This window comes from Xanthomonas populi (genome assembly GCF_002940065.1).
GTDB lineage: Bacteria > Pseudomonadota > Gammaproteobacteria > Xanthomonadales > Xanthomonadaceae > Xanthomonas > Xanthomonas populi.
The window spans coordinates 16,069-27,362 of the sequence record NZ_MDEJ01000051.1; the positions used below are offsets into that span (position 1 = coordinate 16,069).

Here is an 11,294-nt window from a genome sequence, read left to right on the forward strand (position 1 = left end):
GGGCGCAACAGCGCCTACGCCGGCACTGGGCGCACTGCACTCGCTTTCCGCTGAAGTGATTTAGCGCGTTCGCTCGACAGGGGCGGACGCCGCCAGTGCGCCTCAGCATGGCTTGTTGCGCTGCGGCAGATTCATCGGCGCCCGTGTAAGCTGTTGATCCTGCTCCGCATTCAGATGTCCGCTCACTGCGGCCAACTTGCCGATGACCGCTTCCGCCGATCGTTACGCCGCCTCTTTGCGCCTGTCCGTCGCACCGATGATGGACTGGACCGACCGCCATTGCCGGGTCTTGCACCGCTTGCTGGCACCGTCTGCGCGGCTGTATACCGAGATGGTGCACGCCAATGCAGTGGTCCATGGGGATCGCACGCGGCTGATCGGCTTCGATCCCGTCGAACAACCGCTGGCCCTGCAACTGGGCGGCAGCGAGCCGGCCCTGCTCGCGCAGGCTGCTGCGATCGCGCAGGAGTGGGGCTATGACGAAATCAACCTTAATTGCGGCTGCCCGTCCGATCGCGTGCAGGCGGGGCGCTTTGGCGCCTGCCTGATGCGCGAACCGGCGCTGGTGGCCGAGTGCGTTGCCGCGATGTGCGCGGCGACCACGCTGCCGGTCACGATCAAGTGCCGTCTGGGCGTGGACGACGATGACGACTATCAGGTGTTCGCCAGCTTCATCGATCAGGTCGTCGCAGCCGGCGCGGCCATGGTAGTGGTGCACGCGCGCAACGCGTGGCTCAAGGGGTTGTCGCCCAAGGAAAACCGCGAAGTTCCGCCGCTGCGCTATGACTGGGCCTATCGCCTCAAGCAGGAGCGGCCAGATATGCCGGTGGTGCTCAATGGCGGCATCGCTGCCATCGACACCGCGCTGGCGCACCTTCAACACACCGATGGCGTCATGCTCGGCCGCGCGGCCTACCACGACCCTTACCTGCTGCATTGCCTGGATGCGGCGCTGCGTCAGCGCCCGGAGCAATCGCGCGAGGCATTGCTGCGGGCGCTGCATCCCTATGTCCAGGCCCAGTTGGAACAAGGGCTGGCGCTCAAGCACATCACCCGGCATGTCCTGGGGCTATTCCATGGGCAGCCCGGCGGACGTGCATTCCGCCAGGTGCTGAGCGAGGGCGCACATCGCCCCTGCGCCGGATGGGAGCTGGTGGAGCAGGCATTGCAACGTACCGACACCCACGCCTGGCGCGTTGTTGCCTGAAAGTGAGCTTCAACTTGCGTCACCTGAACCAATGCTAGACAGCCGCATCTGTTAGCTCGCAAGGCAGCAGCCACAACCGTGGAAGTGATCGCGGGCAGGGCTTTCGGCTTCAAAAAATGTTCATTTCACTGAATCGCGTTAACACGAAGATAAAAAGTTCAGATCGGATTCACCCCACAAAATCAACAATTTGGGTCTATTCTCGGGCTCGACCAAGCTGTGACGCATGGCCGGTTTCACGAATTTGTTTGTTCCTGAACAACCCGCTAGGATTTGTTTGTGACCCAGCCGTTCTGCCGCGCTAGTTATGTTGCCCTGGTCGCCCTTTGGGTCGCCATGGCAGCGCCGTCGGCATGGGGCCAAGGGTATTCCCCGATGGGGCATGTCGGCCGTGAGTCGTTGCCACCTTCTGCGCCTGGCACTGGGCGCACGTTGTCGGACACTATTCGGCAAGTGCAGCGGTCTACCGGTGGACAGATTCTCAGTGCTGAGCGTGTGCCGTTCGACGGTGGCAACCTCAACCGGATCAAGTACATGAAAGACGGGCGTGTGATTACCGTGTACGACTCCGGGCAAACGCAGGCCACGCCGCCACGCAGCCCGGCGCCGCCAGACGCGCCACCACGCGACGATAACCAGTAAACGTGGATAGTTCTGTGTTCAGTCTTATAAATTCCCCGGCCACCGGCCGACAACGTTACTAGGGAGAGTGCATGCGTATCCTTTTGGTCGAAGACGAAGCTCCGCTGCGCGAGACACTTGCCGCGCGCTTGAAGCGTGAAGGCTTTGCTGTCGACGCTGCACAAGACGGCGAAGAAGGTCTGTACATGGGCCGCGAAGTGCCGTTCGACGTTGGCATCATCGACCTTGGCTTGCCCAAGATGTCGGGCATGGAGCTGATCAAGGCGCTGCGCGACGAGGGCAAGAAATTCCCGGTGCTGATCCTGACCGCGCGTTCGAGCTGGCAGGACAAGGTCGAAGGCCTCAAGCAGGGCGCCGATGATTACCTGGTCAAGCCCTTCCATGTCGAAGAGCTGCTGGCGCGCGTCAATGCGTTGCTGCGGCGTGCGGCTGGCTGGAGCAAGCCGACCCTGGAATGCGGCCCGGTTGCCTTGGATCTGGCAGCGCAGACGGTGAGCGTCAACGGCGCCAACGTCGATCTGACCAGCTACGAGTACAAGGTGCTCGAGTACCTGATGATGCATGCCGGCGAATTGGTCTCCAAGGCCGACTTAACCGAGCACATCTATCAGCAGGATTTCGATCGCGACTCGAACGTGCTGGAAGTGTTCATCGGTCGCCTGCGCAAGAAGCTCGACCCCGATGGTGAGCTCAAGCCGATCGAGACCGTGCGTGGCCGCGGCTACCGCTTCGCTATTCCGCGCACCGAAGGCTGAGTCAGCGCGTCGGTAGCAGGAAGACTTCGGTGTCGGTGCGCTCCAAGTGGTACAGACGCTGGCGGCCGCGCTCTTTGCAGGCCCGCCAGTTGCTGGCTGCCAGCCTCAGTCTGGTGGCGTTTCTGGCACTGGCGGGCTACGCGCTGGATGTGGCGTTCGCCGACACTGCTGAAAAGAATCTGCGCGAGCGGCTGAAGAACTACGCCTCCGCGTACGCCGCCAATATCGATTTCGTTCGCGATGGCTCGCTGTATATCGGCGGCCAACCGCCTGATCCACGCTTCGACGTTCCCGGCGGCGGGCTGTATGTCGAAGTCGTGCGCCCGGACGAAAGCTGGACCTCGATGTCGGCCGAAGGCCCGAACATTCCGCACGGGCGCATGCTCGAGCCGCGCCAGGAAGAGTTTATCGGCCCGCTGGAGATGACCCAGATCGACGGCAGTCTGGGCGAGCTGTACCGCTATGGCCTGGGCGTGAGCTATGTCGAACGCGAACACGGCGGAGAGATTCCATACACCATTTACGTGATGGAAGACGCGCGCTCGATGGGCGCGCAGCTCCGAGTGTTCCGTAGTGCGGTGTGGTTCTATCTCGGCAGTGCCGGTGTGGTGCTGCTGGTGCTGCAGGCCTTCATCCTGCAGTGGAGCCTGCGTCCGCTAAGGCGGGTGATCAATGAGCTATCCAAGGTGCAGCGCGGCGAAATCCAGCGCATGAGCGAGCAACATCCGCGCGAACTCGAACCGCTGACCGAAAGCATCAACGCCTTTATCGAAAGCGAGCGCGACAATCTGGATCGCCAGCGCAATACGCTGGCCGATCTGGCACACAGCCTCAAGACGCCGATTGCGGTGTTGCGCACCCAGCTGGATAGCGGTCAATCCGAGCGCGATCTGCACCAGGAAATGGACGTGCAGCTGCGTCGCATGAACGACCTGGTGTCTTACCAACTCGCACGTGCAGCTTCCAGCGGGCACAAGCTGTTTGCCGCGCCGTTGCCGATCGAGTCGACCGCCGAAGAAATCGTGCGCGGGCTGGAGAAGGTCTATTCGGTCAAGGGTGTGCTGTGCGAATTCGATATTTACCCCGAAGCGCGTTTTCATGGTGAGCCGGGCGATCTGCAAGAATTGCTTGGCAATCTGCTGGAAAACGGCTTCAAGTGGGCGCGCAGCCGCGTGCTGCTGACTGCTCAGCCGGGTCCCACCACCGGTAGCCGGCGCGCCGGATTGATCCTGTCGGTGGAAGACGATGGCCCCGGCATCGCGCCGGAAGATGTAGCCAAAATTCTGCAACGTGGCGTCCGTGGCGATGAACGCGTGCAAGGCCACGGCATCGGTATGTCGATCGTGCAGGATCTGATCAAGGCGTACCGCGGCGAATTGCAGGTGGTGCGCTCGCAGGAACTGGGTGGCGCCCGCTTCGATGTGACCTTGCCGCCGGGATTGTGACCGGCATGCGTTGCGGGATGACCCCGTGTCCAATGTCGCAGCGCACTCCGACACCCGTTTAGAGCGGCTAACAAAACGTAGCGAGCAGTCGTCAGGTGGGTGCGGACGGCGCGCAGGAACCGGAGTGTACGAGTGGTACATGAGGATTCCGAGCACCGGCCGCGCCCGCCTGGCGGCTGCGCAGTAGTTTTGTTAGCCGCTCTAACACCTCACGCGTTGGCTTGACCATACTGGGCCGGTTGCAGGCCGTTGCGATGGAGAGCTGCATGTTCGAGCGCGTTGCGCAGGCACGTTCGGGAAACTCACGGCTATCAGAAGCACGTCGACAGGGCAGATGGCGCGTGCCGTTGCTGTTGGCGGGCCGGTGTGTTCGCACTGTCGAGCCTCGCCGCCGAAGCGCCACTGACGCCGACACCGACACGCTGCTTGCCGCGTGCGACTTACGGTGTGGATGCCGATAGCGCAGCGCAACTGCAGCGGCGCGGCACCACGCGTTATGGCGCACTGTTGTTGCAAGCCAGCGACGATGCGGCGATGCCAGCGCCGATTCGCGCACAACTGCAGCAGTTCGATGCGCTGCATACGCCTTTGGTCACCTTGTTGACGCAGGACGAGGCGGACAAGATCCGTCTGCACACGCTGCCCGATGGCGATGAGAAAGCGGCCTTGCCTACACGCGCGAGTTGATGGAGTTGCACACGCTGGGCGTGAATGGCGGCTATAGCCAGCAGGATGTGCAGCAACTGGCGCTGATAGTCACCGGTGCCGGCTTGGTGCCGATCAAGGCCGAGGGTGCTCCGCTCTTACCACCTGCCGTGCCGGGGCAACCGCAGGTGGTGCGCAAGGGCTTGTTCGAATTCAATCGTGTGCGCCATCAACCCGGCGAGAAGATCTTGCTGGGCCAACGCATCGCCAGTGGCGGTCTGGATCAGATGGAACGTGCAGTGCAGCTATTGGCGCGACAACCGGCATGTGCGCAGTTTGTGTCGCAACGCCTGGCCGAGTACTTCGTCAGCGATAAGTCGCCTATCGCGCTGATCGAGCGCATGGCAAGCACCTTCCAGCGCAGCGACGGCGACATCGCCAAGGTGATGCAGACCATGCTGGAGGCGCCGGAATTTGCGCAGGCGCAACCGCGCAAGTTTAAGCATCCGAATCGGCTTGTGGTCTCGGCCAGGCGGCTGGCCTACGAGGATCAACCAGTGGTCAACGCCGCGCCGATGGTGGGCTGGGTGCAGCAACTTGGCGAGCCGGTGTTCGGGCGCATCACAGCCGATGGTTGGTCGCTGCAATCGCAGGCATGGACCAGCTCCGGGCACCTGGCGCGACGCTTCAAGGTGACGCGTTCGCTGGGCGGCGGACCGAAGCAACTGCTTCGCTTCGATGGCGATAACGACACGCCAATTCCGGCGCTGACGCAAATCGATACGCGTCCAGCGTATCGCTGGGTTGAGCCATCGCTTTCCAGCGGAACGCGTGAGGCAATGAGCCCGGCGCGTTCGCCGGCGCAATGGAATGGGTTCCTGCTGTCATCGCCCGACTTCAACTATCGCTGATTTAACGGCCGCTGATTCCTCAATCGCCGAGCGGTCATCGCCGCAGGAGTGCACCAGGCAACGACGTCAATTTCTGCTTGCCTCTGCAGCGGCGGCGAGCCTGCCGTGGTCCGGTCGCCTGTTCGCCGCGCCACGCGCCAGTGCGCGCATGCTGGTGGTGTTTCCACGCGATGGTTACGACAGCAAGAATCTATTGGTGCCGCATGCCAGCGATTTTTATTATCAGTCGCGCCCGACCTTGGCGATTGCGCGGCCGGATGCATCTAATCCAAAGAGCGCCGTCGCGTTGGATGCGCAATGTGGTCTCAACCCGGTGATGCGCGATGCGCTGCTGCCGCTATGGCAACGCCAGCAACTGGCGTTTGTGCCGTTTGCCGGCACCGACGATCTGTCGCGCAGTCATTTCGAAACCCAGGACGATATCGAATCGGGTCAAGCCGGCCGGCAGCGCCGCGATGATCGATCCGGTTTCATGGCGCGTTTTCCGGGGGTGCTCAGCGGAGTGCCGGCAATTGCGTTTACCGATTCGTTGCCCCTGACGTTTCAAGGTGGCGGCGACCTGCCCAACCTGTCGTTGCAGGGGATAGGCAAAGGTGGTCTGGATGCGCGTCAGGCGCAGATTCTGTCGCAGATGTACGACGCAACGCCGCTGGCGTCGGCCGCGCGCGAAGGTCTGGCGTTGCGTCAGCAGGTGACCGCGCAGCTGCGCGAAGAAAGGGAGCAGGCCGGTCGCGGCGCCGCCAGCGCGCGCACTTTCGCCGACGAAAGCCGGCGCATGGCGAGCTTGATGCGCGAGCGTTAGCGCTTGGGATTCGTCGATGTCGGCGGCTGGGACACGCACGCCAATCAGGGTAATGTCGAAGGTGGCTTGGCGAACAATCTGCGCAATCTGGGCGAAGGGCTCGCGGCGTATGCCGACGCCTTGGGGACGGCGTGGAAGGACACCTTGGCGGTGGTGCTGTCCGAGTTCGGCCGCATCTTTCGCAAGAACGGCAGCAAGGACAACGATCACGGGCATGGCACCACGTACTGGGTGCTGGGTGGTAGCGTGCAGGGTGGTCGTATCGCTGGCGAACAGGCGGCCATTGCGCAGGCGCAGCTGATGCAAAACCGCGATTATCCTGTGCTCACCAATTACCGTCGTCTGTTCGGTGGTCTATCACGTCGGTTGAGGGGATTGTCGCCTGCGCAGTTGGAGCGAGTGTTTCCCGGTGCCAAGCCGCGCGATCTTGGGCTGGTCTGAGTCCGCGACAGTGCGCTGCAGACGTCCATCAGTGCCGATTTGACACTTGTACGATGTTGCGTATCGTTGTTTTCAATTCGCCCAGAACGCGTGCGATCAATGCGCGCGAAATGGTTGCATTGCGACAATCGCAAGTAACGAGTGATGGCATCGCAACATCAGCGCTGCGCCGACGACGAAGCGAACGGCGAAGGCCCATAAAAACGCGTCAACTGCGCAGCGACATCCGGCATGACGCACTCAATCACTTGCGGTGCGGAAAAGTGATACTCACTGACGACCGCGAAGAATTCCTCCGGTGCCTCGGCGGCATACGGATCGATTTCAGTATCTTCACCGGCACCCACGCGTTGGCAGAACGCATCGAAGGCCTGCTGAAAATCGCGTGCCCACGCGCGTTGCGCATCGCGCGGCAGCGGCGGTGTGCCGTCGAGTGCGCCATCCAATGCATCGAGCTTGTGCGCCATCTCGTGCACGATCACGTTGAAGCCGGCCTGCGGGTCGTCCAGATCGGCCTGTACATCGGCCCAACTGACGATCAGCGGGCCTTGCTCCCAGGCCTCGCCGATCAAGGTGTCGTCCCATGCATGCATCACGCCCGCAGCATCCATATGCGTGCGCTGCACGCAGAACGCATCCGGGTAGACGATCAACTGCGACCAGCCGGGCCAGCCTGCCTCACCGATTTCCAACAGTGGCAGGCAGCAGGTGGCCGCCAGCAGCACATGATCGTGCGGATGCAGCTGCAGCCCCTCGACCGGGGAAATCGTTTTTTGCTGCAGGAACTGCGCGGCCAGCGCGCGCAGGCGTTGTTGGCGAGGCGGATCGAGAGCGGCGACCCAGGCGCAGCCGGTGCAGACCGGCAGCCATAACGCATCAGCAATGTCGAGAGGCGGCCGGCGCAGCCAGCGCAACAGCCACTGGATCAGCGGAACATGCCCGGCAGAAAGCTGTGCCAACGCGGCATCATGCGCATGCGTGGGAACAACGAATCACCGTCGCTGCCACCACCGCCGGTGGCCGGCGCAGGCTTGTGTGCGTTGCTGCGTGCCGGTGCAGCGGCTTCGCCATTCGGCGTCCTGCCGCGCGCAGCCGAATTGGCACTGACGCAGCTCTCATGGTCGCCATCACGCAGCTGGTCCGCTGCCAGGGCGGCAAGCGGAGCCAATAACAAGAGCAGGCAAACCGTGATTCGGCGCATCGTCCACATCCAGGGCAAGCGGCGTCAGCCTTTGATCATAACGTGCTTTTCACTCCCTCACGCAAGCCGCGCTGGGCGCCTGGGTGGGCTTGGCGCATACTTTCATGGATCGATTTGGGGACTTGCCGTGGATGACCGCGCGTTGCTGGCCAAACTTGCGAGCGGCCGGCTATCCGGCGATGCGTTGGCGCGCGATGCCGGTTTGACTCGTGCGGCAGTGTGGAAACGCATTCAAAATTTGCGTGCAGCCGGTGTAGAGATCGAGGGGCGGGCCGGCGATGGCTATCGTCTGGCGGCGCCACTGGATCTGCTGGACGCTGCGCGGATGCGTGCGGCGATGTCGACCGACGCGCTGGCGGGCTTGGCCGCATTGGATGTCGCCTGGACGCTGGAATCGACCAACACCAGCTTGCTGGCGCGTGCGCCGCCGCCGCAGGGCGTAGCGGTGCTGCTGGCCGAGCGTCAGACCGGTGGACGTGGCCGACGCGGCCGCCAATGGACCTCGCCGCTGGGCGCGCACATCTATCTGTCGGCCTCGCGCCGCTTCAGCGGTGGTTTTGGCAAGCTGGCCGGGCTGAGTCTGGCTGTGGGTGTGGCAGTGGCCGAAGCCTTGCGCGGTTGCGGCTTTGCCGATGTCGGGCTGAAGTGGCCCAACGATCTGCTGGCGCGCGAGCGCAAGCTGGGCGGCCTGCTGATCGAAGGCGGCGGCGAGATGGCCGGCAATGCGCGTGCGGTGATCGGGCTGGGCTTGAACGTGCACATGCCCGCTGCGGCCGCCGCTGTGATCGACCAACCGTGGGTGGATCTGGATACCCTGGCCGGCCGCGTGGTGCTGCGCGATACCGTGGTGGCTGCGGTGCTGTCCGGGCTGTTGCCGGCGCTGGACCTGTTCGAGGCGCAGGAACTGGCCCCGTTCCTGAGTCGCTATGCGGCATTGGATGTATTGCGTGGCCGCGCGGTGCAGGTCGAAGAGGCCGGCACCCGGCATCACGGTGTTGTGCTCGGCCTGGCTGCCGACGGCGCGCTGCGGGTGCAACTGGACGAGACGGTGCGCCTGTTCCACTCCGGAGAAGTGAGCGTGAGACCTGCATGAGCGAGTGGTTGTTCGACCTGGGAAATTCGCGGTTCAAATCCGCACCGCTGCACCACAACAGTGCTGGCGATGTGCAGGCGTGGCCGCACGGCGCTGAGGCCATGGATGCGGCCGCGCTGCTGGCGTTGCCGACCGGGCGCATCGCGCATGTGGCCAGCGTGGCTGCGCCGGCGTTGACGCGGCGGATGATCGCCTGCCTGCGCGAGCGCTTCGAGCAGGTCCGCATCGTGCGTACTGCGGCCGAGTGCGCCGGCATCCGCATTGCCTATGCAGACCCGAGCCGCTTCGGGGTGGATCGTTTCCTGGCGCTGCTGGGCGCACGCGGCGACGCACCGGTGCTGGTGGCCGGCGTGGGCACCGCGTTGACCATCGATGTGCTCGGCGCCGATGGGCAACACCATGGCGGGCGCATCGCCGCCTCGCCGACCACGATGCGCGAAGCGCTGCATGCGCGCGCGGTGCAGTTGCCTGCCAGCGGCGGCAGCTATGTGGAGCTGGCCAACGACACCGACGATGCGCTGACCTCCGGCTGCGATGGTGCGGCGGTGGCGCTGATCGAGCGCAGCCTGCAGCACGCGCAACGTCGCCTGGGCGTGCCGGTGCGCTTGCTGGTGCACGGCGGCGGCGCGCCACCGTTGCTGCCGTTGTTGCCGGATGCCACGTTCCGCGCCGCGCTGGTGCTGGACGGGCTGGCGATTTGGGCGAGGTCTGCGTCTGCGCCTTGAGGCTGCTGTCGAAACGATGCGTAGCTGCGAGGTGGTCGGCCGGTGCTCGGAATCGCGATGAAGCGCTCGTACACTGAGGTCACTGCCTGCCGTTCGCGTTGAGTCAACGAGCTCTCGCCAGGTGTTGTTAGCCACTCTTAGAGTCCATCGCATGTATGTACGCGCGCTCATCGTTGTCTTGATCATCCTCAATGCCGGAGTGGCGTTGTGGTGGGCGTTGCAGCCGGCTCCGGCAGCGTTGGCTGCTCCTGCGCAGCGAGCAGGTGTGGCGCGGCTGGAGGTGTTGCCGAACATCGCAGCAGAGGCGGCGGCGGCGATATCGGGACAGGCTGTGGCGGCACCATCAACTCCCTCCGCCGTGCCGGCAGCGACGTCGATTGCACCGGCACCGGCAGCAGCTGAGACATCAACGGAACAAGCGGCGGCGGCACCTTCGACAGCTTCGGCTGCCACCGCAGTGGCCGAAACAGCGCCGACGTCGCCCGAGAGTCCGGCGACAGCCAAGGTCGCTCCGAAACCTGCCGAGGTTGCTGTGGCGGCTGCCCTAAAGACATTGGCAACGGTGCCGACTCCTGCACCAGAACGCTGCGCCAGCCTAGGGCCATATCCGGCCAGCGCCGATGCAGATGCCGCGCTGGCACGTATTCGTGGTCAGGCCACGCGCACCAGCGTGCGCGAGGACAAGGATGCCGGGGTCCGTACGTTCCGGGTGATGCTGCCCAGCGTGGGCGATCGCGCGGCGACGCAGGCGCTGGTCAAGCGTATTGCCGCAGCCGGCCTCGGCGACTACTACGTGATCGCGCAGGGCGAAGACAACACAGTCGCCTTGGGGCAGTACCAAAGCCGTGAGCGGGCCGAGCGGCGTCAGGCCAGTTTGGTCGGTGCGGGGTTCCCAGCGCAGCTGATGCCCAGCGGCACCGGGCAATCGCGCTGGTGGATCGATGTGCGCAGCACGGTCGCGATCACCACATTGCAGGGCACTGCAGGTGCGACGCGTCAGCGGCCGCTAGATTGCGCCGCGCTGCGCTAGAATGCGCACCGGCGCGCAACGCGCCTGGCTTTGCCGGCATAGCTCAGTTGGTAGAGCAACCGCTTTGTAACTCGGACGGGGTTGTTGTGTCAGTAGGACCCAGAGCTAAGCAAGGCAAGGCTTTAGGCTCGCCAGCGTGTAGACTGCGAGGCGAGTCGAACACGGTTTAAGCAAGAGAAGTACGACATTGCCGCTTTAGCTCAGTCGGTAGAGCAACTGATTTGTAATCAGTAGGTCGTCCGTTCGATTCGGACAAGCGGCACCAAGCTGAGGGCGAACCTCAGTTGTCCCCAGATGACCTCGTGGCCTAAGTATTCACTTATGGGCACCTCGAACAACCAAGTCGTAGCCGTGGTGACACGCACTGGATGATGACCATACCTTCAAAAAATCAGCG

General features: G+C 63.7%; 9 protein-coding genes, 1 tRNA gene, 1 other RNA gene and 2 pseudogenes. 10 read left to right on the plus strand and 3 right to left on the minus strand.

Going from position 1 to position 11,294, the window contains the following annotated elements:
- Positions 1-202: 202 nt before the first annotated feature.
- The 4 genes from dusA (at position 203) to XpopCFBP1817_RS10130 (ending at position 4,049) form a co-directional block, all read left to right on the plus strand.
- Positions 203-1,207 (plus strand): tRNA dihydrouridine(20/20a) synthase DusA, encoded by a 1,005-nt coding sequence (gene dusA, locus XpopCFBP1817_RS10115; RefSeq protein ID WP_128417037.1) that lies wholly within the window; start codon positions 203-205, stop codon positions 1,205-1,207.
- A gap of 273 nt (positions 1,208-1,480) precedes the next feature.
- Positions 1,481-1,849 (plus strand): hypothetical protein, encoded by a 369-nt coding sequence (locus tag XpopCFBP1817_RS10120; RefSeq protein WP_208619595.1) that lies wholly within the window; start codon positions 1,481-1,483, stop codon positions 1,847-1,849.
- Between the two features lie 71 nt (positions 1,850-1,920).
- Positions 1,921-2,604 carry a response regulator transcription factor gene (locus XpopCFBP1817_RS10125; protein WP_002808458.1) on the plus strand — a complete coding sequence of 228 codons (684 nt, stop codon included), beginning with the start codon at positions 1,921-1,923 and terminating at the stop codon, positions 2,602-2,604.
- Positions 2,605-2,678: 74 nt separating this feature from the next.
- Positions 2,679-4,049, plus strand: a complete 1,371-nt coding sequence (locus tag XpopCFBP1817_RS10130; protein ID WP_208619598.1) for an ATP-binding protein — start codon at positions 2,679-2,681, stop codon at positions 4,047-4,049.
- 65 nt (positions 4,050-4,114) lie between these two features.
- Here the strand turns inward: XpopCFBP1817_RS10130 and XpopCFBP1817_RS10135 are convergent.
- Positions 4,115-4,190: non-coding RNA, sX9 sRNA (locus XpopCFBP1817_RS10135), on the minus strand.
- 125 nt (positions 4,191-4,315) lie between these two features.
- Here XpopCFBP1817_RS10135 and XpopCFBP1817_RS10140 point away from each other — a divergent pair.
- Positions 4,316-5,605: pseudogene (locus tag XpopCFBP1817_RS10140) on the plus strand (DUF1800 family protein).
- Positions 5,606-5,627: 22 nt separating this feature from the next.
- Positions 5,628-6,848, plus strand: a pseudogene (locus XpopCFBP1817_RS10145) (DUF1501 domain-containing protein).
- Positions 6,849-7,006: 158 nt separating this feature from the next.
- Here the strand turns inward: XpopCFBP1817_RS10145 and XpopCFBP1817_RS10150 are convergent.
- Together XpopCFBP1817_RS10150 and XpopCFBP1817_RS10155 are read right to left on the minus strand one after the other, a co-directional pair.
- The gene (locus tag XpopCFBP1817_RS10150; protein WP_128417044.1) at positions 7,007-7,765 is read right to left on the minus strand and encodes a M90 family metallopeptidase; all 759 of its coding nucleotides are present in this window, start codon (positions 7,763-7,765) and stop codon (positions 7,007-7,009) included.
- Between the two features lie 8 nt (positions 7,766-7,773).
- Positions 7,774-8,049 (minus strand): hypothetical protein, encoded by a 276-nt coding sequence (locus XpopCFBP1817_RS10155; protein WP_128417039.1) that lies wholly within the window; start codon positions 8,047-8,049, stop codon positions 7,774-7,776.
- Between the two features lie 79 nt (positions 8,050-8,128).
- Here XpopCFBP1817_RS10155 and birA point away from each other — a divergent pair, with 79 nt between their 5' ends.
- From birA to XpopCFBP1817_RS10175, 4 genes are all read left to right on the plus strand, one after another.
- The gene (birA, locus tag XpopCFBP1817_RS10160; protein WP_341866004.1) at positions 8,129-9,142 is read left to right on the plus strand and encodes a bifunctional biotin--[acetyl-CoA-carboxylase] ligase/biotin operon repressor BirA; all 1,014 of its coding nucleotides are present in this window, start codon (positions 8,129-8,131) and stop codon (positions 9,140-9,142) included.
- A complete protein-coding gene (locus XpopCFBP1817_RS10165) occupies positions 9,139-9,867 on the plus strand; it encodes a type III pantothenate kinase (protein WP_128417041.1) in 729 nt (242 codons plus the stop codon). Before birA ends, XpopCFBP1817_RS10165 begins: the two co-directional genes overlap by 4 nt.
- A gap of 151 nt (positions 9,868-10,018) precedes the next feature.
- The gene (locus tag XpopCFBP1817_RS10170; RefSeq protein ID WP_128417042.1) at positions 10,019-10,897 is read left to right on the plus strand and encodes an SPOR domain-containing protein; all 879 of its coding nucleotides are present in this window, start codon (positions 10,019-10,021) and stop codon (positions 10,895-10,897) included.
- A gap of 189 nt (positions 10,898-11,086) precedes the next feature.
- Positions 11,087-11,162: transfer RNA gene (locus XpopCFBP1817_RS10175), tRNA-Thr, on the plus strand.
- Positions 11,163-11,294 lie beyond the last annotated feature (132 nt).

Bases quoted from the DNA above. Each gene is read 5' to 3' on its own strand.
- dusA (WP_128417037.1), top strand. From the start codon at position 203: ATGACCGCTTCCGCCGATCGTTACGCCGCCTCTTTGCGCCTGTCCGTC.
- XpopCFBP1817_RS10125 (WP_002808458.1), top strand. From the start codon at position 1,921: ATGCGTATCCTTTTGGTCGAAGACGAAGCTCCGCTGCGCGAGACACTT.
- XpopCFBP1817_RS10155 (WP_128417039.1), bottom strand. From the start codon at position 8,049: ATGCGCCGAATCACGGTTTGCCTGCTCTTGTTATTGGCTCCGCTTGCC.
- XpopCFBP1817_RS10165 (WP_128417041.1), top strand. From the start codon at position 9,139: ATGAGCGAGTGGTTGTTCGACCTGGGAAATTCGCGGTTCAAATCCGCA.
- XpopCFBP1817_RS10170 (WP_128417042.1), top strand. From the start codon at position 10,019: ATGTATGTACGCGCGCTCATCGTTGTCTTGATCATCCTCAATGCCGGA.